Source organism: Mycobacterium sp. NGS59 (assembly GCF_059812345.1).
The window spans coordinates 1-20,731 of the sequence record NZ_JCALCN010000022.1 but is presented as its reverse complement, the minus strand read 5'-3'; the positions used below and the strand labels follow the sequence as shown (position 1 = coordinate 20,731).

The 20,731-nt window shown below is 64.3% G+C and carries 22 protein-coding genes, 1 other RNA gene and 1 pseudogene; 16 read left to right on the top strand and 8 right to left on the bottom strand.

Annotated features, from left to right (window positions below; genetic code table 11):
- Positions 1–21: 21 nt before the first annotated feature.
- Entirely contained in the window at positions 22–1,380 is a 1,359-nt protein-coding gene (locus AC5Y46_RS20460) for an FAD-dependent oxidoreductase (RefSeq protein ID WP_499946357.1), read from the bottom strand.
- 120 nt (positions 1,381–1,500) lie between these two features.
- Here AC5Y46_RS20460 and prfB point away from each other — a divergent pair, with 120 nt between their 5' ends.
- The 10 genes from prfB to AC5Y46_RS20410 all read left to right on the top strand — a co-directional run bounded on the left by prfB (position 1,501) and on the right by AC5Y46_RS20410 (position 9,532).
- A complete protein-coding gene (prfB, locus tag AC5Y46_RS20455) occupies positions 1,501–2,616 on the top strand; it encodes a peptide chain release factor 2 (protein WP_499946356.1) in 1,116 nt (371 codons plus the stop codon).
- Complete coding sequence (locus AC5Y46_RS20450) at positions 2,606–3,604, top strand: mechanosensitive ion channel family protein (RefSeq protein WP_499946355.1); 999 nt, start codon at positions 2,606–2,608, stop codon at positions 3,602–3,604. Before prfB ends, AC5Y46_RS20450 begins: the two co-directional genes overlap by 11 nt.
- A complete protein-coding gene (locus AC5Y46_RS20445; protein WP_499946354.1) occupies positions 3,601–4,065 on the top strand; it encodes an Rv3103c family proline-rich protein in 465 nt (154 codons plus the stop codon). Before AC5Y46_RS20450 ends, AC5Y46_RS20445 begins: the two co-directional genes overlap by 4 nt.
- Positions 4,066–4,109: 44 nt before the next feature.
- On the top strand, positions 4,110–4,799 hold the full coding sequence (gene ftsE / locus AC5Y46_RS20440; RefSeq protein WP_499946394.1) for a cell division ATP-binding protein FtsE: 690 nt from the start codon (positions 4,110–4,112) through the stop codon (positions 4,797–4,799).
- Positions 4,800–5,693 carry a permease-like cell division protein FtsX gene (gene ftsX, locus AC5Y46_RS20435; protein WP_499946353.1) on the top strand — a complete coding sequence of 298 codons (894 nt, stop codon included), beginning with the start codon at positions 4,800–4,802 and terminating at the stop codon, positions 5,691–5,693. It begins immediately after the preceding gene.
- A 3-nt stretch (positions 5,694–5,696) separates the two neighbouring features.
- On the top strand, positions 5,697–6,194 hold the full coding sequence (gene smpB, locus AC5Y46_RS20430) for an SsrA-binding protein SmpB (RefSeq protein WP_499946352.1): 498 nt from the start codon (positions 5,697–5,699) through the stop codon (positions 6,192–6,194).
- A gap of 533 nt (positions 6,195–6,727) precedes the next feature.
- Positions 6,728–7,573, top strand: coding sequence for a maleylpyruvate isomerase family mycothiol-dependent enzyme (locus AC5Y46_RS20425; protein ID WP_499946351.1), 846 nt, complete (start codon positions 6,728–6,730; stop codon positions 7,571–7,573).
- Between the two features lie 184 nt (positions 7,574–7,757).
- Entirely contained in the window at positions 7,758–8,720 is a 963-nt protein-coding gene (locus tag AC5Y46_RS20420) for a ferritin-like domain-containing protein (protein ID WP_499992732.1), read from the top strand.
- Between the two features lie 132 nt (positions 8,721–8,852).
- Positions 8,853–9,220: a transfer-messenger RNA gene (ssrA, locus tag AC5Y46_RS20415) on the top strand.
- 93 nt (positions 9,221–9,313) lie between these two features.
- Complete coding sequence (locus AC5Y46_RS20410; protein ID WP_499947031.1) at positions 9,314–9,532, top strand: hypothetical protein; 219 nt, start codon at positions 9,314–9,316, stop codon at positions 9,530–9,532.
- Between the two features lie 448 nt (positions 9,533–9,980).
- Here AC5Y46_RS20410 and AC5Y46_RS20405 read toward each other — a convergent pair.
- From AC5Y46_RS20405 to AC5Y46_RS20395, 3 genes and pseudogenes are all read right to left on the bottom strand, one after another.
- Positions 9,981–10,137: pseudogene (locus tag AC5Y46_RS20405) on the bottom strand (IS110 family transposase); the annotation flags it as partial.
- Positions 10,138–10,311: 174 nt separating this feature from the next.
- On the bottom strand, positions 10,312–10,743 hold the full coding sequence (locus AC5Y46_RS20400; RefSeq protein WP_499947033.1) for an ankyrin repeat domain-containing protein: 432 nt from the start codon (positions 10,741–10,743) through the stop codon (positions 10,312–10,314).
- Between the two features lie 13 nt (positions 10,744–10,756).
- Positions 10,757–11,104, bottom strand: coding sequence for a GH-E family nuclease (locus AC5Y46_RS20395; RefSeq protein ID WP_499947034.1), 348 nt, complete (start codon positions 11,102–11,104; stop codon positions 10,757–10,759).
- A 48-nt stretch (positions 11,105–11,152) separates the two neighbouring features.
- Here AC5Y46_RS20395 and AC5Y46_RS20390 point away from each other — a divergent pair, with 48 nt between their 5' ends.
- The gene (locus AC5Y46_RS20390) at positions 11,153–11,464 is read left to right on the top strand and encodes an MmpS family transport accessory protein (RefSeq protein ID WP_499947042.1); all 312 of its coding nucleotides are present in this window, start codon (positions 11,153–11,155) and stop codon (positions 11,462–11,464) included.
- 132 nt (positions 11,465–11,596) lie between these two features.
- Here AC5Y46_RS20390 and AC5Y46_RS20385 read toward each other — a convergent pair whose 3' ends face one another.
- On the bottom strand, positions 11,597–12,040 hold the full coding sequence (locus AC5Y46_RS20385; RefSeq protein ID WP_499992752.1) for a phosphatase domain-containing protein: 444 nt from the start codon (positions 12,038–12,040) through the stop codon (positions 11,597–11,599).
- Positions 12,041–12,176: 136 nt separating this feature from the next.
- Between AC5Y46_RS20385 and AC5Y46_RS20380 the strand changes: the two genes are divergently transcribed.
- Positions 12,177–13,007, top strand: coding sequence for a DNA polymerase beta superfamily protein (locus tag AC5Y46_RS20380; RefSeq protein ID WP_499947036.1), 831 nt, complete (start codon positions 12,177–12,179; stop codon positions 13,005–13,007).
- Positions 13,008–13,025: 18 nt separating this feature from the next.
- On the opposite strand, the gene AC5Y46_RS20375 is transcribed toward AC5Y46_RS20380, so the two are convergent.
- The 3 genes from AC5Y46_RS20375 to AC5Y46_RS20365 form a co-directional block, all read right to left on the bottom strand.
- On the bottom strand, positions 13,026–13,721 hold the full coding sequence (locus AC5Y46_RS20375; protein WP_499947037.1) for a proteasome protein: 696 nt from the start codon (positions 13,719–13,721) through the stop codon (positions 13,026–13,028).
- A 108-nt stretch (positions 13,722–13,829) separates the two neighbouring features.
- Complete coding sequence (locus tag AC5Y46_RS20370; protein ID WP_499947038.1) at positions 13,830–14,252, bottom strand: hypothetical protein; 423 nt, start codon at positions 14,250–14,252, stop codon at positions 13,830–13,832.
- 197 nt (positions 14,253–14,449) lie between these two features.
- Complete coding sequence (locus AC5Y46_RS20365) at positions 14,450–15,118, bottom strand: FadR/GntR family transcriptional regulator (RefSeq protein WP_499947039.1); 669 nt, start codon at positions 15,116–15,118, stop codon at positions 14,450–14,452.
- Between the two features lie 116 nt (positions 15,119–15,234).
- On the opposite strand from AC5Y46_RS20365, the gene AC5Y46_RS20360 reads away from it, so the two are divergent.
- From AC5Y46_RS20360 to AC5Y46_RS20345, 4 genes are all read left to right on the top strand, one after another.
- A complete protein-coding gene (locus AC5Y46_RS20360) occupies positions 15,235–16,401 on the top strand; it encodes a CynX/NimT family MFS transporter (protein ID WP_499947043.1) in 1,167 nt (388 codons plus the stop codon).
- 39 nt (positions 16,402–16,440) lie between these two features.
- The gene (locus AC5Y46_RS20355; protein ID WP_499947040.1) at positions 16,441–17,244 is read left to right on the top strand and encodes a crotonase/enoyl-CoA hydratase family protein; all 804 of its coding nucleotides are present in this window, start codon (positions 16,441–16,443) and stop codon (positions 17,242–17,244) included.
- A 180-nt stretch (positions 17,245–17,424) separates the two neighbouring features.
- A complete protein-coding gene (lipY, locus tag AC5Y46_RS20350) occupies positions 17,425–18,573 on the top strand; it encodes a triacylglycerol lipase LipY (protein WP_499947044.1) in 1,149 nt (382 codons plus the stop codon).
- Between the two features lie 114 nt (positions 18,574–18,687).
- Positions 18,688–20,712, top strand: coding sequence for a M13 family metallopeptidase (locus tag AC5Y46_RS20345; protein WP_499947041.1), 2,025 nt, complete (start codon positions 18,688–18,690; stop codon positions 20,710–20,712).
- Positions 20,713–20,731 lie beyond the last annotated feature (19 nt).

The window sequence follows — 20,731 nt, the reverse complement described above, 5'->3', positions numbered from 1 at the left end:
AAATGTGAGCGAGCACCGTCGTCAGCCGTGCCCGATGTCCAGCAGCCTGGCCAGGTTGGGCAGCTTGACCCGCGGCCGGCCGTGCGGCTCACCGGCCGCCCGCTCGAACTGGTCGATGACATCCCAGTGCGCCGAGGTGACGACCTTCGGCTGACGTTCGGCCAGCCAGTCGGCCAGCCGGTCCGCGTGGTCGTCCGGCCGCTCGGTCCCCCCGCCCCCGGCCAGATCAGCGAGCAAGGTGTCCACGGTGTCCTGCGAATCCGACTTGTTGGTGCCGATGACCCCGGTCGGGCCGCGTTTGATCCAGCCGACGACGTATTCGTTGCGGCTGCCGTCGATCCGGCCGTCGCTGTGTGGAATGGTGCCGCGCTTGTCGTCGAACGGCAGCCCGGGGGTGGGGATACCGCGGTAGCCGACCGAGCGGACGACCAACTGCACCGGAAGTTCCTCGCGTTCGCCGGTGTCCTTGGCCGATGCCCATCCGCTGTCGTCGACGACCAATTCGTTGCGGCCCAACGTGATTCGTTCGACCTGGCTCTCACCCTGGATCTCGATGGGCGAGGTGAAGAAACGGAAGACGATGCGCCGGTGGCCGGGACGGGGTTCGCGCTCGGCGTAGCCGCGTAGCACCTTGATGTTCTGCTTGGTGGTTTTGCCCGCGGCCTCGGCGTCCTCGTCGGTGATGTCGGCGAACTGAGCCGGGTCGACGATCACGTCGACGCCCTCGAGTTCACCGAGCTCACGCAGCTCCAGCGTGGTGAACGCCGTCTGCAGCGGTCCGCGTCGACCGATGATCACCACTTCTTCGACTCCGCACGGACGCAGCGACTCCAGCGCATGATCGGCGATGTCGGTTTGGGCCAACACGTCGGGATCTGTGACCAGGATCCGGGCGACGTCGATGGCGACGTTGCCGTTGCCCACGACCACCGCGCGGGCGCCCGAGAGGTTCGGCGTCTTCTCTTCGAAGTGCGGGTGCGCGTTGTACCAACCCACGAAGTCGACCGCCGAGATGCTCCCGACGAGGTTCTCACCGGGGATGTTCAACGGTTTGTCCGACTGCGCGCCGACCGCGTAGATCACCGCGTCGTACTGTTCGGCGAGCTCGCCGGCCTCGACGTGCTCCCCGACGACCACGTTGCCGAAGAAACGGAAGCGGGCGTCGCCCGCGGTCTTCTCGAACTGTTTGCTGATCGACTTGATCTTGGGGTGGTCGGGTGCGACACCCGAGCGCACCAATCCCCACGGCGTCGGCAGCATTTCCAGCATGTCGACGGCCACGTCGATGTCGTCGGACGCGTCGGCGGCTTTGAGCAGGGAAGCTGCGGCGAAGAAGCCCGACGGACCGGAGCCGACGATCGCGACGTGATAAGGACGCATGCTTGTGCCTTCTGTTCGTGCCCGGCTGCGACGCGGGGGCTGAAGCCGGGCTGCGCGTTGCGGTCGGGCGGTGCACTGGTCTCCTGATGCTAGACGGTGCTGCCGGTAACGTAAGCGCCTGTGGAACCTGACCGTCAAGCAGACATCGCCGCTCTGGACTCCACCCTCACGACGGTCGAACGGGTGCTCGACGTCGACGGTCTGAAGAGCCGGATCGAGAAGCTCGAGCAGGAGGCGTCCGACCCGAACCTGTGGGACGACCAGGCGCGCGCGCAGAAGGTGACCAGCGAGCTGTCGCACACCCAGGGCGAGCTTCGCCGCATCGAAGAACTGCGGCAGCGGCTGGACGATCTGCCCGTGCTCTACGAGTTGGCCAGTGAAGAGGCAGGGGCAGAAGGCGATACTGCGCTCGCCGAAGCCGATGCCGAACTCAAGGCGTTGCGCGCCGACATCGAAGCCACCGAAGTGCGTACTTTGCTGTCCGGTGAGTACGACGAACGTGAGGCTTTGGTCACAATCCGCTCCGGTGCGGGTGGAGTAGACGCCGCCGACTGGGCCGAGATGCTGATGCGGATGTACATCCGCTGGGCTGAGCAGCACAAATACGGCGTTGAGGTGTTCGACACGTCCTATGCCGAAGAAGCGGGCATCAAGAGCGCCACCTTCGCCGTGCATGCGCCGTTCGCCTACGGCACGCTGTCCGTCGAGCAGGGCACCCACCGGCTGGTGCGGATCAGCCCGTTCGACAACCAAAGCCGACGTCAGACGTCCTTCGCCGAGGTCGAAGTGCTCCCCGTGGTGGAGACCACCGACCACATCGAAATCCCTGAAGGCGACATCCGGGTGGACGTCTACCGCTCCAGTGGGCCGGGCGGTCAGTCGGTGAACACCACCGACTCGGCGGTTCGTTTAACCCACATCCCAACGGGTATTGTCGTGACTTGCCAGAACGAGAAGTCGCAACTGCAGAACAAGGTTTCGGCTTTACGAGTGCTTCAGGCAAAGTTGTTGGAGCGCAAGCGTTCCGAAGAACGCGCGGAGCTCGACGCCCTTAAGGGCGACGGCGGCAGCTCCTGGGGAAACCAGATGCGGTCATATGTGCTGCACCCCTATCAGATGGTCAAGGATCTGCGCACCGAGTTCGAGGTGGGCAACCCGACGGCCGTCCTGGACGGAGACATCGACGGATTCCTGGAGGCGGGGATCCGGTGGCGCAACAGAAAAGATGACGACTAATACACAGGCTTTTTCAATGAATCTCGCCGATGCGGCGCAGCGCTGGCAGGACTTCTGGCGCGGCCAGATCGGCGAATGGATCATCACCCGTGGACTGCGGATCGCCATGCTGGTGATCGGAGCGATGCTCGCCGCCCGTTTCGTGCAGTGGGTGGCCCAACGGGTGACGCGCCAGCTCGACGTCGGGTTCACCGAAAGCGACGCGCTGGTGCGCTCGGAGGCGACCAAGCACCGCCAGGCGGTGGCGTCGGTGATCTCCTGGGTGTCCATCGTGTTGATCTCGATCGTGGTGATCGTGCAGATCGGCAGCTTGTTGCAGTTCTCGGTGAGCGGTCTCATCGCGCCGGCGACAGTGGTGGGCGCCGCGCTGGGCTTCGGGGCTCAACAGCTGGTCAAAGACCTGCTGTCGGGATTCTTCATCATCGTCGAGAAGCAGTACGGGTTCGGCGACCTGGTCTCGTTGACGGTTTCGGGGATCGCGGCCGAAGCCCGCGGCACGGTAGAGAACGTCACGTTGCGGGTCACCCGGTTGCGTTCCTCGGACGGTGAGCTGTTCACCATTCCCAATGGCTCGATCATCAAGACGATCAACCTCTCCAAGGACTGGGCGCGCGCGGTCGTCGACATCCCCGTCTCGACCAGCGCAGACCTCAACCGGGTGAACGAGGTCCTGCACGACGAGTGTGAGCGGGCACTCGACGACCCGAACTTGGGTGACCTCCTGCTGGACGCACCCACCGTGATGGGGGTGGAGAGCATCGAACTCAGTACCGTCACGTTGCGACTGGTCGCCCGCACGCTGCCGGGCAAGCAGTTCGAGGCCGGCCGACAGTTGCGGGTGCTGGTCATTCGTGCGCTGGCCAAGGCGGGCATCGTGACGGCAGCCGATGCGAAGGTCGGCGTGGTCGACGACGCGGGTGTCGACGACCACGAGGGCGGTGAGGTGGCCGATCCCGACAAGACCGCGGGGCAGGTGACGCGACGATGAAACTTCGGCTGAATCTGCTGCAGCAGCGGCGTGATAAAGATGAGCAGCGCGCGCCGAGTCACTTGTTCGGCGGTCGAATCCGCACCTCAACGGTGGTATTGATAGTGGCGTTCCTCGCGCTCTGGTGGACCTACGAAACGTATCGTCCCCACGAGCAACCGCGCACCAACAATCCGCCGGCCCAAGTGGTGCCGCCCGGCTATGTGCCGGATCCGGATTACACCTGGGTGCCGCGCACCAGGGTGCAACAACCGCAGCGCACGCCGGCGTCGACTCCTGTGCCGACGACGACAACGCCGCCCCCGCCGCCGGTTACCACCACGACGACGACCACTCCGCTGATCCAGCTGCCGTGCATCCCGCCGTTGTGCGTGCCCACGACGACTCCGGGCCCGACCTCGGGACCGCCGCCGCAACAGGGACCGGGTCCGACGACGACGTCGACGCAGCCGGCGCGCTGACTTTCGCTGCCCGGCCAGACACCCCGCTACACTGGCGTGCCGTGATGATCACCCTCGAACATGTCACCAAGCAGTACAAATCGTCGGCGCGTCCGGCGTTGGACGACATCAACGTCCAGATCGACAAGGGTGAGTTCGTCTTCCTCATCGGCCCGTCGGGGTCGGGCAAGTCGACCTTCATGCGGCTGCTGCTCGCCGCGGAGGTACCCACGTCCGGCGACATCCGGGTGTCGAAGTTCCACGTCAACAAGCTGCGGGGGCGCAACGTACCGAAGCTGCGTCAGGTGATGGGCTGCGTCTTCCAGGACTTCCGGTTGCTGCAGCAGAAGACCGTCTACGACAACGTGGCGTTCGCCCTGGAAGTCATCGGCAGGCGCGCCGACGCGATCAACAAAGTCGTGCCCGAGGTGCTCGAAACCGTCGGGCTGTCGGGCAAGGCGAACCGGTTGCCGCACGAGCTCTCCGGCGGGGAGCAGCAGCGGGTGGCGATCGCTCGCGCCTATGTCAACCGGCCGCTGGTGCTGCTTGCCGACGAGCCCACCGGCAACCTCGACCCGGACACCAGTAAGGACATCATGGATTTGTTGGAGCGGATCAACCGCAACGGCACGACGGTGTTGATGGCGACACACGACCACCACATCGTGGACGCGATGCGGCAGCGTGTGGTCGAGTTGTCGCTGGGCAGGCTGGTTCGCGACGAACAGGGTGGCGTCTACGGGATGGATCGCTAAGTGCGCTTCGGATTCCTACTCAACGAGGTCCTGACCGGGCTTCGCCGCAACGTCACCATGACGGTTGCGATGATCCTGACAACCGCGATCTCCATCGCCTTGTTCGGCGGCGGACTGCTGGTGGTGCAGTTGGCCGACGACTCGCGTGCGATCTACCTCGACCGGGTCGAGACGCAGGTGTTCCTCACCGACGACGTCTCCGCCAACGACCCCGGTTGCACGACCAACCCGTGCAAGGCCCTGCGCGAGACGATCGAGAAGAGGCAGGACGTCAGGTCGGTGCGGTTCCTCAACCGGGACGACGCCTACAACGACGCGATCGGCAAGTTTCCGCAGTACAAGGAGATCGCCGGCAAGGATTCGTTCCCCGCGTCGTTCATCGTCAAGCTCACCAACCCCGAGCAGCACAAGGACTTTGACGCCGCGATATCGGGCCAGCCCGGCGTGCTCTCGGTGCTCAACCAGAAGGAGCTGATCGACCGACTGTTCGCGGTGCTCGACGGGCTGAGCAACGCGGCGTTCGCGGTCGCGCTGGTCCAGGCCGTCGCCGCGATCCTGCTGATCGCGAACATGGTGCAGGTCGCGGCCTACACGCGTCGCACCGAGATCGGCATCATGCGGTTGGTCGGAGCCAGCCGCTGGTACACGCAGCTGCCGTTCCTGGTGGAGTCGATGCTGGCCGCGACCATCGGGGTGATCATCGCGATCCTCGGCCTGGTCGCCGTGCGGGCGTTGTTCCTGGAGAACGCGCTGCGCCAGTTCTACCAAGCCAACCTGATCGCCAAGATCGACTACTGGAACATCGTCTACATCGCGCCGTGGCTGTTCTTGGTGGGTGTGGCGATGGCCGGCCTGACGGCATACGGCACGTTGCGCCTCTACATTCGGCGATAGGTCGTGGCCAAGAAGCCGCCGTCAAAGCGACGAGGGGACGGCAGACAGATCATCGCCAGCAACCGCAAGGCCCGGCACAACTACGCGATTCTCGAGGTGTTCGAGGCCGGGGTGGCGCTGCAGGGTACCGAGGTCAAGAGCCTGCGCGAGGGGCACGCGTCGCTGGTCGATGCGTTCGCCACGGTCGATGACGGTGAGATCTGGCTGCGCAACGTGCGCATCCCGGAATACCGGCACGGCAGCTGGACCAATCATGAGCCGCGGCGCAACCGCAAGCTGCTGCTGCACCGCCGCCAGATCGACCAGCTGATCGGCAAGATCCGTGAGGGCAACTACGCGCTTGTGCCGCTGTCGATGTACTTCTTCGAGGGCAAGGTCAAAGTCGAGCTGGCGTTGGGGCGCGGTAAGCAGGCGCACGACAAGCGGCAGGACATGGCGCGGCGCGACGCGCAGCGGGAAGTGGTCCGGGAGCTGGGTCGGCGCGCCAAAGGTATGGCCTGACGCGTTCGTTCGCGTTACTCCGGGGCGCTTTCGTGGTCCGCAAATGCCAGAGACATGGTGCTCTGCGCGTACATTTGTGGGCCCTCGCGGGATAGCGTCCCGGCGCGACGGTGGGGTATTCCTTGCTACTGCACGACTACTGCACGACTTCGATGTGCATCGTTGGCGTTGGGTGTGAAGCGAGGGCTTTCGGCGTGCGCCCACGGTGGAAAAATCGGATAAAACCCGCCCAGGATTCACCCTGAAAGCCCTGGTTTCACGCTGAAAGCCCTGGTTTCACGCTGAAAGCCCTGGTTTCACGCTGAAAGCCCAGGCTCACTGGAACACCCAGGCTCACCGGAACGCGACAGCGCCGCGAGCTCCGGTGTGGCGATCCGCTGCGACCGGCTCCGCCGCTCTTGCGATCGCGCTGGGCCTGATGGTGGCGATCCGCTGTGACCGGCTCCGCCGCTCTTGCGATCGCGCTGGGCCTGATGGTGGCGATCCGCTGCGACGGGCTCCGCCGCTCTTGCGATCACCACTAGTATCCGAGCATGGCTGACCGTCCCGTGACCCTGCTGGACAAGTCCGACGTGCTGGCGGGTCTCTTCGCCGTGTGGGACGAACTCGACGCGCTGCTGGACGGCCTGTCCGAACCGGACTGGGCGGCGCCCAGCGCGCTGACCGGCTGGGATGTGAAGGCGGTCGTGTCGCACATCATCGGCACCGAATCGTTCCTGCAGGGCATCAGTCCGCCGGAACCCGATATCGACGTCAAGGCGCTCGATCACGTGCGCAACGACATCGGGGTGATGAACGAATGCTGGGTTCGCGCACTCAGCAAAGAATCGGGCACCCAAGTGCTCAAGCGGTTCCAGGAGATCACCGCCACTCGCCGCAACGTGCTGCAGGACATGTCCGACGACGACTGGAACGCGGTGCTGCCCACGCCGGCAGGCATGGACAGCTACGGAAGGTTCATGCGCATCCGCGTCTTCGACTGTTGGATGCACGAGCAGGACATTCGGGTGGGCTTACAGCGCCCGTCGTCCGACCAGGAGTTGGACGGACCGGCGGCGCGCCTTTCCCTCGACGAGATGTCGGCAAGCATGGCTTTCGTCGTCGGCAAACTGGGCCAGGCGCCCGACGGCTCGCGGGTGTTGTTCGAACTGACCGGTCCGCTCGCCCGGGACATCCGGGTCCGCGTCGACGGTCGCGCCCAGTTGGTCGAAGGTTTCGCCGACCAGGAGCCGACGGCGACGATTCGGGTCGACGGATTGCAGTTCACCAGGCTCGGTGGTGGGCGTCCATTGTGTCCCGCTCGCAGTCAGGACGTCGAACTCGGCGGCGACGATGAAGTGGCCGGCAGGATCGTTCAGCGATTGAATTACGTTATCTGACTTTGTATTTCGTTTGAGCCTTCGGCGGCGGTGCTCGTTTGCGTGGCCCGGGTGAGCCCGATAGTGCGATTTACGTCACAAACCCACGCATGCTCTTTTGACCTCTGGATCAACGGGTAGCCGACCTAGTACCGGCGCACCGTGCGCCAACATCACCAGTCAAATTCAGGGAGGCACCACACTAATGACTGCACCGGATACGACCAGATTGCTCGCGCAACTGCGGACTCTGCTCGATCTGACCAACACCGAGATCCAGGTCGCTGAAACCCGGATAGCTCAAGCCCGCACCGAAGCCGTTCGCCGCGAACTCGAGCAGAATGCCGCCAACGGTCGCGAGCGCGCGGAGGCCATCCAGTCAGCGATTCGGGACCTCGGCGGATACCCCGACGTGATCGGTCCGTTCCTGGGTCGCGCCGCCGCAGCGGTCAAGGCGCTGACCGAACAGGCCGAGCCGTTCGACGAAGCGCTGTTGGGTGACCTCGCGCTCGAAGACCAGCTGCTGGACCGCTCGCGCTACACCAAGGCGCTGGCCATCGCGGCAAACAACAAGGACGTCGAGAAGCTGGCGGAGCGTCTGATCACCGCGCACTCGGCGACCGTGGACTGGTTGACCACCGTGCTGGCCGAGGACGCGTTGGGTGGTCCGGCCGCGCTGCGCCGCACGCCTGTGCAGGCCGCTGCCGGTGCCGCGGTCAAGTTCGTCAATCTGCCGGTCACCTGGTCGGCTCGGGGTATCGACCGCGCCGTCGAGACGCTGCGCAATGCCGGTCCCGCGTTCAACGAGCTGGTGAAGCGGGGTGGCAACGCCAGCGAGATCGCGGCCAAGGCGATCTCGGCATCGCAGAACGCCGCTCTGCGGGCGGCGGAACGAGTCACTCGCAACGAGGGCGCTGACGAAGTCGCCGACGCTCTGCACTCGGGCCGGGAGTCCGTCGGCGTGCTGGACGCCAGCGAGCTTCCGATCAAGAACTACGACGAGCTGAACGTCAACGAAGCCGTGGGTGCGATCAAAGAACTCACCGTCCCGCGCGACGTTCGCGTGATCATCGCCTACGAAGAAGCGCACAAGGGTCGGCAAGGCGTGGTCTCTGCTGCGCAGACCCGCGTCGCCGCCATCGCCAAGGAGGCGGTCGGCATCAGCTGACGAAGCTGCGTCGAGTGCCCCCGGTGTCGTGGGACCCGGGGGCACTCGGCTCTGTCGGGAAGATAAATGCGTTGCCGGATGTTATGAGCGGCGTACCATGGGATGTCCTGCCGGGAATCGGCAGGGATGCGAGGGGCTGAACGGTTTCGACTTCGCGCATCGAATCAAGGGAAGCGTGCCGGTGCAGGCAAGAGACCACCGTAAGCGTCGATGCAACCAATTAAGCGCCGAGTCACATCAGCGCGACTACGCTCTCGCTGCCTAAGCGACAGCTAGTCTGTCGGACCGGGAACGCCCTCGCCCCGGACCCCGGCATCAGCTAGAGGGATCCACCGATGAGTTCGGTCGCGGGACTCATCGGGACACCAACAGCGACTGGGATCGTCATCCTGGCTAGTTCGCGTGACCAGGAGATCCGAGCAGAGACATAGCGGACTGCGCACGGAGAAGTCTTGAGGGAATGCCGTAGGACCCGGGTTCGATTCCCGGCAGCTCCACCACTCTGACCTGCACTGATGCAACATCAGATGCTATGTCAAACGGTTTGTCAAACGATTCGCGGGTGGGCGCGTCCATCCGGGCACGACGGAAGGGTGAGCCTGCCGAACGCCAGCGTGGACCCCGTTGGTGATCTGACCGCCTTGCGGTATCAGCAGCCGATTACCGACGCGGTGCAGGCCGCCACCCAGGCCGACCAGCTCTGTGCCGATGCCCTGAGCGCGGTGAGCCTCAACCCCGGCGACATCACCAAGGAGCAAGCGCAGAACGCGCAGAGCGCCGCGGTGCGCAAGGCTGTTGAAGAGGCGTCGTAGGTAACGTCCCGGTGATGCGCAGAGCGCGGTGGTGGTTTCTTGCGACCGCGATCCTAGTCGTGACTGCTCTAGCTTCGATAGAGATCGCTGGGTGGCAAATCGGTTCTTGGGTCCGCAAGGTGGAGGCCGCACACTGTGCGGGACCCTACCCGCCCGAACCCAACGTGAGCGTTGCTGGATGGATCACGGTCTGGTCAATAGTCCTTGCGACCGGCTTGATACTCCTAGGCGAGATTATTCTGCTAATCGGCCCCGTTCGCAGGTGGCTGAAGCTGGTTTCGCCATTACTTATCCTCCTCGCACTTCTTGGATTTTTATTCCTGCTACTTATTGGCTATGACGACGCGACGAGTAACGGCATTGATCCTTAAACGACGTCAGGCAGCGACGGAGGACCCTTTTGTCCAGCTTCGGGTTAGGCGCTGAGAGGAGATTCTCAATGAAATTGTCAAGCCGCCGCAGCAGTAGTTGCGGTGGATTGATATGGCCACGGACAGCAGCATTGCCCACAGCACGTTGAGGCGTCGGCGGGCCAGGGCGAGCACGGCTTGGGTGTGGGTGCGGGTTTTTCCTTCGGCGCGTTTGCGGTCGTAGTAGGTGCGCGAGGCGGCCGTCGCTACGATCGACGACTCTTGCGCAGCTGCTACCTGTCGGCCCAGATCGCCATCCGCACCGACCCCGGGTAGTTCGTGCCGTCGCTAATACTCGTCGAGGACATCGGCGAGGCGGTCAACACGGTCATCAAATGCCTTGCCGCACAGCGTCGTAATGGCTTCGGCTCATTCATCGAGCAGTGAGCCGAAGGCAGCACGGCGCCCAAATTTATCGTCGCCTCGTTTGGCGAACGATATTGCCGTGTTGCCGTTTTCATTCGCGATATACGGATCTGCGCCGCGATCGAGAAGGTAGCGGATTATTTCTGCGCCACGCGTGCCGTTATAGCCCGGCGACGCCGTCGCGATGAACAGCGCCGTTTGGCCCTTGTGGTTGGTCAGGTTCACGTCCGCTCCAGCTTCCACCAAGGCTTTGACGACTTCGACGTTGTCGTCGTTCTGTGCGGCGAACATCAGCGGGGTGAATTGCCCGGTATCTTCACGGGCGTCGATCTCAGCGCCGGCGGCGATCAGCGCGTTGACGTCGTCGAGTTTGTTATCGACGGCCGCGTAGTGGAGCGGGGTTCGTCCGACTTGGTCACGGTGATAGACGTCCATATATCCTATGCCTTCACTGTTCAATCTTCTTGGCTTGCATACTATCTCGCACGAGGACCTCGAAGCGGTGACTCTGGTTGCCCGGTGCGTCTTCGATCTGAAAATGTCTTGGTGGGTTGAATTCGCCGATGAACTGTTTTCGGGTCCAGCCTTCCCCTATGGCCTGGTCGCGTAACCGCCAATACTCTTGGCCGGGGCGGTGCCCGAATTGTGTGGTCGGGTTGACCGGATACTTCAATCCCGTTGCGGCGTCAACAAAGTACTCGGGCTTGCCGCTCCTCGGATTGTTCTGAATCGGCAGTTTCGTCACCGATTCGGGATATCCCCCCGCTACCGGAATGAGAACGTTGTCGCCTGCCATGAGGATGGGACCAGTGTGACCTGATTTTTGCCAGGGTGATGGGACCACCTGGATTGCCAGTTATGGGACCACCGGCGCGTCCCTGCGGTCGCTGCGACATCAGTTACCTACACGGTCGAATCCGACGGTGACTTATCCAGCGTCACCTACTTCGACGGCATGGGTGACTTGCAGCAGATCGCCAACGTAACCGCGCCGTGGACGAAGACGATCACCAACCAGGCCACGTACCCGTCGTATGGTGTCGGCGCCCAGACCAACGGGCTACGGGTGTCGTGCAAGATTTCTGTGAACGGGCAGGTGAAGGATCAGCAGTCCGCGACCGCTCGCTACACAGTCGTCAACTGCAACGCCGGCTGAGTTGTCATCGGCCGCTAGCCGAGATGTCCCGGCTCACCGGGCGGGATGGTGTCCGGAGTGACCCGGTGATGGTGGCGTCGGGGGCTGCCCAAGGGCGTAGCAGGTCCGAAGCACCCGTTGGGTTCGCCGTCCTCATGCGTCGTCATCCCATCCGGGGACGATTTCGACAGGTATGCCCAACTCGGTCCACAGCGCCACGATCGCCGGGTTGTCGTCGCACGCGTACCGCACGTCGTAGCTGCGCGCGAGGTAGTCGTAGATGCGGCGCTTCACCGACACATCGGAATGCCGCAGCCCGTCCTCACGCATGATCGGCCCGTCGTACGGCACCGGCATGTGCCGGTCCAGCCAGTCCTTAGTCACCTGGTAGTGCCGCTCCATTCGGGCGGTCACCACAATGACGACGTGTCCGGAGGCGTGGTGGCGTCGGCAGAAATCCAGCGCCTGCTCATTCGGGGGGCAGTCCCAGGACGCCTGGTGGAACGCGTCGAAGTCTTTCTCCCCACCGGGCGCTGGCCGCACATGATGCCGGATCGCTGCCACGTCGCACAGCGTTCCGTCTACATCACAGACCACTGCTTTAAGACGCACAGCGCCGATTGTTTCACTTCCCGTCCTTGGTGGCAGCTGCTTATTGCGTCGGCGGGCCGGCGGCACCTCAGCCTTCGCCGAGCGCATATTCGGGCGCTGCCGTAGGGCTACGATCCGAGAGATGACGTCCTCGGACAGCAACGTCGATGACGCCGATCGCATCTTCAAGAATCGGCACAACACCGCCTGGCACCGGCACATTGCCGAGGCGAATACCGTCCTCCGCACTCAAGTGGGCTCGGGTCTGCATGGCGTGACGATCGCCGGCACCGACGACCGCGACGAGATGGGGGTTTGCATCGAACCACCCGAGTGCGTGATCGGGCTGCGCCAGTTCGAGCAGTACCAGTACCGCACCCAGCCCGAAGGCGTCCGATCCGGCGCCGGAGACCTCGACTTAACCGTCTACAGCCTGCGCAAATGGGCCCGGCTCGCGGCCGCCGGCAACCCCACTGTCCTGCTCCTGCTCTTTGCCCCCGAAAGCGAGATCGTCAGCATCGCACCTCCGGGTCGAGACATGCGGCAGCACCCCGAGCTTTTCTTGTCCCGCGATTGCGGTCGCCGCTTCGTCGGCTACTTGGACGCGCAGCACGAGCAGATGCTCGGTTTGCGCTCCAAGCACAGCAACCGACCCGAACTCATCGAGGTCTACGGATTCGACACCAAATTCGCCTATCACGCAGTGCGGCTCGGGATGCAGGGGTTGGAGCTGGTGACGACCGGCCGGATCACGCTGCCGATGCCGGAGCCCTCCCGCAGTTGGCTTTACGACCTGCGCACAGGGAAGGTCGACAAGCAAACAGTGCTGGACGCGATCGACGAGGCACGCAATGAGCTCGTTGCCCGCACGGCCAGCGCGGATCTGCCCGACAAGTGCGACTACGACCGGCTCAACCGCTGGCTCGTCTCCACATACCAACAGTGGTGGGCGGCCCACGGCATCGATCCGTAGCAGAATCGGCGGCGACACTTATTCGAAGAGCTTGTCGAGCGCTTCCTGTTCGAGTTCAATCCAGCGGTTGACGTGGCGTCGGACCTCGTCCACTTCGTCCGGACTCAAGTGTTTCGCGCCGTCCGGGGTGATGCGGCAGACGTCCATCGGGCCCCCGACGCTTGGTGACGAAGCATCCAACGCATCGAGCACCCGCAGCGCGGCGACCACGCCGTGGTCGACGTCGCGCTCGGTCATGTGAAAGTGCGTCAGCAAGGCGTGTGCCTGCTGCGCCATGGCCGCGCCACTGCCGATGGCTTGGAAGCCGGTCTCTTCGTGGTGCCCGATGAGACCGTTCGGGTCCAAGTCGATGATGAAGGGGACCTCGCCTGCGTACCCCGCGGCTAGCACGTAGGTGGCCGGTGTACCTGCGGATTTCTGTGCGGGAACGTGCTCGATGTAGTTCTCGTAGTGGTATTTGAGCACCGGAAGCACCCGCCCCTGCAACGCATGACCAATGTCCTTCGCCTCGACAACGGACTCGGCCTCGGAGTTGAAGATTTGCTCGAGGTCATAGAGCACAGCACGTGATCCACTCCCGCCCCACGCGGCATACTTTCCCAGCTGATGCAGCTTCTGCGCGGGGTACGTCAGACCCCGGCCGTCATCGGTGATCTGCGAGTCGGAGGCCATCACAATGCCGTCAGCGCAACGCAGCGCGAGAACGACGGTCACCGGGCGATCCGTTCAAGAGGCATCTGCCGATCGTCTCACGGAGCGACTGCCAAGCGGTCGACGTGCAAGGAGAGGGGCAGGAGATGAGCCCGGGTAGACCGTGGTCGGTCAGCTAATTTTTGACATCTGGAGCGTGCCTCCGGCGGAGAACGGCGTTCCATCGCAGCCGACGGCAGCGGATCCGTTATGGGTGCCAGCGAGTGTGGTGCTGTTCCAGGTGTAAGTGGCTGTACCAGGCAAGAAGCGCCCATCGTTGCAAATGACTGCGTCTGGTCGCTCGACAACCAGGGTCCATTCGTCACCGCTTTGGGTGGCGTTGCCGGAATAGGGAGCCCGCCCTCGGTCGGTTACCGCCGAGATCGCTTCACAACCCGGGCCGCAGGGTGTGATCGTCCAAGTGTGGACTGTCCCGGCGGGCTGGAACGTGACGTTGTAGCGGCCGTTGAGTTCATCGGCGACCGACGGTGATGCTAGCCCGATAGCAGCCCCAGCCAAGACGGCGGATGTCGCGAGGAATGTGCCAATCTTCATGTTGTACTCCTTTGATGCAGTAGCAGGCGGTTTGCCACTCTGCGTGCCAGCTAAACCTTCGGGGCTCAGCGTGGCACCAGCACCAACGGCGCCTACCTGCCTTCGCACCCTCACCCGACTTGTGCCGCGACCGCTCGATGCGTTCGTATGCACATCTGAGGTTCAACCCGCGCGGTGTGCGCCGAGGTTTGGCACCGTCATCCCGGCAACTTCTCGATGAGCTCGTCCAGGAACCCGCCGGCCTCCCGTCCGGCCCCTTCGACGTCCCCGCCGGCGATGGCGTCGATCAATCCGCCGTGGCGGATCTCGCGCGGTTCGTGCGTCGCGCTCGTGGTGGCGACACTGGCCATCACGACTTCGGTAAGTCCGCGATACAGCTCGGTCAGAACGGTGTTGCCTGACGCCTGCACCACGGCGAAGTGCAACGCGGCGTCCGCTGCCACAAAGGCGGCGCGATCCTCACCGAGTTCCAATTCGTCTCGCCGACACAGCAATTGGCGTAGCGCGGTGACGTCCTCGTCCGTGCGGGCAGCGGCCGCGAGCCGTGCCCCCTCAACCTCCAGGCATCGGCGCACCTGCAGAATCTCGCGGAGCTCGGACCCGCACAGGCGGCGCAACGCCCCGGACACTTCGCTGGTGGCGCGCACGTAGGTCCCGTCTCCCTGTCGCACGTCGAGGATTCCGGCGTGCACCAGGGCGCGTACCGCCTCGCGGACCGTGTTGCGGCCCACGCCCAGTGCCTCGCTGAGGCTCGGTTCGTTGGGTATGCGTGTGCCGACGGGCCATTCGCCGGCCGTCACGGATTGCCGCAGCTGATCGATGACCTGCTCGACCAGCCCAGCGCGACGCGTTGTTGCCAAGGGCACAGTAATCTCGATTCATCCAATCATGGGATGTATGACAGACTAACCCAGTGAGTAGGGAAGTGGCCGGCATCTGCGCCGAAGTCGACGAGCGCGCAGCCGCGCTTCCCGCTGACAAGATCCCCCGGGCCACCCGGATCGCAGGCGGGGGCCTGCTGATCGCGGCCGTGGTGCTCACGGCGTTGAATCTGCGACCCGCGCTCACCAGCGTCGGGCCGCTGCTGGGCGCGATGCGTGAATCGCTCGGCGCTTCGGCGACGTGGGCTGGAGTGCTGACCACGCTGCCCGGACTGTGTTTTGCCGCCGCGGGACTCATTGCGCCGTGGCTGGCCCGCCGGATCGGCCTGCGGCACGCCATCGGAGCCGCGTTGCTGACGTTGGTCGTCGGCTTGTTGCTGCGCGTCCTCGACGGTCCCATGGTCGTGATCGGCGGCACGATAGTGGCCACCGGTGGCATCGCGTTGATCAACGTGTTGATTCCGGTGGTGATCCGGGGGTCATTCCCCGCTCAGATCGGTGTGATGACGGGCATCTACACCGCTGCCCTGCAGGCCGGTGGCGCCATGGGGTCGGCATTGACCCCGCCGATGGAGTCCGCATTCGGGAGTTGGCGTGAGGCGCTCGGCGCCTGGGCCTTCCTTGCGCTATTGGCTGTGATCACCTGGTTCGCGGGCGCGCGTCGAGTGAGCGCCGTTGAACTGCCGGTTCACTCCGCGGGCGGATCGCTACTGCGCAATCGTCTGGCGTGGACGGTGACCCTGTTCTTCGGCTTCCAGTCCACGCTCGCCTACATCATGTTGGGTTGGCTGCCCGAGGTATTCGTTCAAAGCGGTGTGCCCAAGGCGACCGCCGGGATGCTCGTCGGGCTGATGTCGCTGATCGCCGTGCCGGTCAGCATCTGCCTCGCGCCGCTGGCCGCTCGATCCGGCAGTCAGAGCGGTTGGATCGTCGCGTTGGGCGTCATCGGACTCGGCGGGGTCATCGGGCTGATGGTCGATCCAGCGGCCGCACCCCTGTTGTGGAGTGTGCTGGTCGGCCTGGGTCTGAGCGTATTCTCCTTGGCGCTCACAGTGATTGCGCTCCGCGCCCGCACCACCGAAACCACCGCGCAGCTCTCCGGGATGGCGCAGGGTTTCGGTTATCTGCTCGCCGGCATCGGGCCGTTCCTGTTCGGCCTGCTGCACGACGTCACCAACGGTTGGACCGTGCCGTGGATATTCGTATTGGTGGTCTACATGCTGCAGATGACGATGGGCGCGCTGGCGGGCCGTAACCGTTATGTCTAGGCCACATCGGATCAGGCCACGCGCGATAGATTGCTAGTCGTGAGTGAAGACAGAGTCCGCGTGCGGGTCGCCGACAACGGCGTGGCAACGGCGACGATGGTGCGTGCCGAAAAACACAATGCCCTCGATCAAGCGATGTTCGAGGGCCTGGTGGATGCCGCAGCGCAGCTGGCGAAAAATACCTCGGTCCGCGCGGTCGTTCTGCACGGTGAGGGTAAGAGCTTCTGCTCTGGCTTGGACGTGGCAAGTTTCATGAGCGGGGAACGAGGCACGGGCGTTCTGTTGAGCCGGGACGACGACGGGCCGGCGAACCTTGCGCAGCGCGTGAGCTACGACTGGTCGCTGGTCCCGGTGCCGGTGATCGCCGCGATCCACGGCAACTGCTTCGGCGGCGGTCTGCAGATCGCGCTGGGCGCAGACATCCGGATCGGCGCGCCGGACGCGAAGTTGAGCATCATGGAGATCAAGTGGGGACTCGTTCCCGACATGGGCATCACCCAGACGCTGCCGAGACTTCTGCCGATCGACGTGGCGAAAGAGTTGACGTTCACTGGCCGGATCGTCTCCGGCACTGAGGGTTTCGAGCTCGGTTTGATAACCCGAACGGCCGAGGATCCGCTGGCGGCGGCGCTCGCGCTCGCGGACGAAATCGCGCAGAAGTCACCGGATGCAATCCGTGCCGCCAAGCGCCTGTACAACGAGACCTGGGTCAGCAACGACCCCGCGGCTGCTCTTTCGCGCGAATCAGTTCTGCAGACCGGGCTGATCGGCACGCCCAACCAGATCGCCGCCGTCGTCGCTGGAATGTCCGGCGAGCCGCCGGTTTTCACCGACCCCGCATAGCCCGAAGCAATCGCGCTTGCGACACCTCGACGTTGACAAGTCGCGCGATTCGCTACGTGATTGCAAGCTGACGGCATAGGCTCCGGCTACTCGGCGAACGATTTTTGGCAGGGCAACTTCGGGGTTGCCCGTACATGGTGGGAGCGACCGGTGTCGTATGTTTTTGCGTTACCCGAGCTGATGTCCGCCGCGGCCGAGGACGTGGCCGTGGTCGGTTCGGTGGTAGCGACGGCAAGCCAGGACGTAGCGGGGGCCACCACCGGGGTACTGGCCGCGGCCGAGGACGAGGTCTCAGCGGCGATCGCGGCCCTGTTCTCCGCGCACGGCCAGGGCTATCAAACCCTCAGCGCACAGGCGGCCGCATTCCAGCAGCGCTTCGCGCAGGCACTCGCCGGTGCGACCGGAGCGTATGCCGCGGCCGAGGCTGCCAGCGCCGCGCCGCTGGCGACCTTCGAGCAGACGCTGCTCGGCATCCAGCAGCAGATTCGGCAGATCCCGGCGACACTGGCCACCGGAATCGATTCGCTGATATCCACGCCGAGCTCTCCACTGTTGGCGCTGTTTGCCAGCGACATCCCGCCGCTGTCGTGGCTCATCGGGAATTCCCCGCCGCCGTTGCTGAACCTGCTGCTCGGGCAAACCGTCGAATACAGCACCTTCGACGGAATGAGGGTCGTCCAGATCACGCCGGCTCATCCCACCGGCGAACAGGTGGTGGCGATCCACGGCGGCGCGCTTATCTTCCCGCCGTCGTTCTTCCACTGGATCAACTACTCCGTAACGGCCTATCAGACCGGTGCGACCTTCCAAGTGCCGATCTACCCGTTGATGCAAGAAGGCGGCACCGCGGGCTGGGTCGTACCGAGAATGGCGGGCCTCATCTCCGAGCAGATCTCGCAGCACGGATACCAGAACGTCAGCGTCATCGGTGACTCTGCGGGCGGCAACCTCGCACTAGCCGCCGTCCAACACATGGTGCAGACGGGAACGTATGGCCCGGTACCGGCGTCCTTGGTGTTGTTGTCTCCCTGGCTCGACGTCGGTACCAGGGGGATCGGCTCGGTATGGGCGGGCGATCTACCGCTGAACAACTACATGGTGAGTCCGCTGTTCGGGTCAGTGACCGGGCTTCCCCCGACATATGTGTATTCGGGTGCGCTGGATGGACTTGCAGCGCAAGCCGCCGTCCTGCAGCAGGCAGCGATAGCCCAGGGTGCGCCGATGACGTTCGTATTGGACCGCTGGGGAATTCACGACTGGGTCCTGCTCACTCCACCCGGCTGGCTGTATTGGCCACAGATCAACCAAGAACTCGGCATCGTCGCCTGATTCGCGTCACAACACGGCTTCGGCCGGCCATCTCGCTGTCGGCTCCCACGGTTAAGCTGCCCTTTGGCCCGGCGACTGGAGGTCTGCGTGCGAGTGCCCATTCGTGTGGTTGCAGTGTCATTGACCATCGCCATGATGGCCGTCGGGTGTAGCCGTTCGGCCGAACACCCGGCCAAACCGAAATACGGCACCTGGGGCGTCGACCTGGCCGAGATGGACACATCCGTCCGGCCCGGCAACGACTTCTTCGGATACGCCGTCGGCGGCTGGGTGAAGAACGCGACCATCCCGCCCGACAAGGTATGCGCCGGCGTCAATCTCGACATCCAGAACCAGCTCAACGCCGACCTGAAGGCGATCGTCGAAGGCGCCGGCGCCAAACACGCACCGGCCGGCGACATCTCGCAGCAGATCGGCGACCTGTTCGCGTCCTACATGGACGAGGCGCTGCTGAACAAGCTGGGCGTCGAGCCCGTGCGTCCCCTGCTGTCGTCGATCGACGGGATCAACGACAAAGCAGGCCTCGATGCGGTTCTGGTCTCGTTCAACGGCAAGACCCGGGTCAGTGATCCCTTCCCGGTCTCGGTGGAGATCGATCCCAACAACCCCACGCGCTACCTCCCGATCATCTGGCAGGGCGGGCTCTCGCTGGGTGAGCGCGGGTACTACGTGGACACCGACGCCGAATCGGTCGAGCTGCGCAACAAATTCGTCGCGCACGCCGCCCGGCTGCTCGCTCTCGCCGGTTTCGCGGATTCGCAGCAGCAGGCCGAGCGACTTCTTGCCCTCGAAACCAAGTTGGCAGAGGTACAGGTGTCGCGGGAGGACGAGCGCGACGTCGTCAAGACCAACAACATCATGCCGCGCGCCGAAGTCGAGCAGCTCGGGCAAGGTGCGCCGCTGCGCGCGTTGTTCGACGCGCTGAGGCTGCCGGCCGCAACCGACTTCCAGGTCGGCATGCCCGATGTATTGCGCAGTACCGCAGCGCTTTTCGCGGGTGAGCCGGTGGAATCCTGGAAGTCGTACATGCGCTACCAGGTCCTCGACGCGTACGGCCCAGAACTTTCGACGCCGTTCGCCGACGAGCTGTTCGACTTCTACGGCCGAACCATGTCCGGTGCCCAACAGCGCGCGCCTCGAGTCGAGCGCGGCGTCTCGCGGGTGAGCAAAGGTCTCGGCGACCCGGTCGGGGAACTGTATGTCGGGGCGCACTTCACTCAGCCGACACGCGACAAGGCGCGGGCGCTGGTCGAGAATCTCCGTACCGCATACGGCAAGCGCATCGACGCCGCGTCGTGGATGGCACCCGAAACCAAGCGGGAAGCTCAGGCCAAGCTCGCGGCTCTGGTCGCCAAGATCGGCTACCCCGACCGGTGGAAGTCCTACGCGACGGTCAAGATCGAGGCGGGCAACCTCGTCGGCAACGAGAACAACCTCGCGTTGTGGTCGTGGGACTACGACGTCAACAGGTTGGGCAAGCCCATTGACCGCGCCGAATGGAGCATGACGCCGCAGACCAACAACGCCTATTACTCGCCACGCCTGAACGACATCGTGTTCCCCGCGGCCATCCTGCAGCCGCCCAACTTCGATCCCGCGGCCGACCCGGCGGCGAACTACGGCGCAATCGGCGCCACCATCGGCCACGAGATGAGTCACGCCTTCGACGACCAAGGCCGCAAGAGCGACGGCACCGGTATGCAGCGTGATTGGTGGACACCGGCCGACGCCGAGCGCTATACGCGCGAGGCGAACAAGCTCGTCGAGCAGTTCAACGGTTATGAGCCGCTGGCGGGCAACCGCATCAACGGAGCGGTGACGCTCGGCGAGAACATCGCCGATCTCGCCGGACTGCGCATCGCCTACGACGCCTACAAACTGTCCCTGGGCGGCAAAGAGGCTCCCGTCATCGGCGGCCTGACCGGCGACCAGCGGTTCTTCCTCGCCTTCGCGGCGAGCTGGAAGGAAACCTGCCGCCCCGAGACCGAGCGTCACCGACTGCTGTCAGATGTCCACAGCCCGGCCAAGTTCCGGGTCAACGGCATCGTCCGCAACATGGACGAGTGGTACGCAGCGTTCAACGTCCAGCCCGGGGAGGCGCTGTTCCTCAAACCCGAGGACCGCGTCCGAGTCTGGTGAACGGTGCCGTCGCCGTGCA

Excerpts from the sequence above, each read along its gene's own strand:
- AC5Y46_RS20460 (WP_499946357.1), bottom strand. The coding sequence starts at position 1,380 with ATGCGTCCTTATCACGTCGCGATCGTCGGCTCCGGTCCGTCGGGCTTC.
- AC5Y46_RS20450 (WP_499946355.1), top strand. The coding sequence starts at position 2,606 with ATGACGACTAATACACAGGCTTTTTCAATGAATCTCGCCGATGCGGCG.
- AC5Y46_RS20445 (WP_499946354.1), top strand. The coding sequence starts at position 3,601 with ATGAAACTTCGGCTGAATCTGCTGCAGCAGCGGCGTGATAAAGATGAG.
- ftsE (WP_499946394.1), top strand. The coding sequence starts at position 4,110 with ATGATCACCCTCGAACATGTCACCAAGCAGTACAAATCGTCGGCGCGT.
- AC5Y46_RS20425 (WP_499946351.1), top strand. The coding sequence starts at position 6,728 with ATGGCTGACCGTCCCGTGACCCTGCTGGACAAGTCCGACGTGCTGGCG.
- AC5Y46_RS20420 (WP_499992732.1), top strand. The coding sequence starts at position 7,758 with ATGACTGCACCGGATACGACCAGATTGCTCGCGCAACTGCGGACTCTG.
- AC5Y46_RS20400 (WP_499947033.1), bottom strand. The coding sequence starts at position 10,743 with ATGGACGTCTATCACCGTGACCAAGTCGGACGAACCCCGCTCCACTAC.
- AC5Y46_RS20395 (WP_499947034.1), bottom strand. The coding sequence starts at position 11,104 with ATGGCAGGCGACAACGTTCTCATTCCGGTAGCGGGGGGATATCCCGAA.
- AC5Y46_RS20380 (WP_499947036.1), top strand. The coding sequence starts at position 12,177 with ATGACGTCCTCGGACAGCAACGTCGATGACGCCGATCGCATCTTCAAG.
- AC5Y46_RS20370 (WP_499947038.1), bottom strand. The coding sequence starts at position 14,252 with ATGAAGATTGGCACATTCCTCGCGACATCCGCCGTCTTGGCTGGGGCT.
- lipY (WP_499947044.1), top strand. The coding sequence starts at position 17,425 with ATGTCCGCCGCGGCCGAGGACGTGGCCGTGGTCGGTTCGGTGGTAGCG.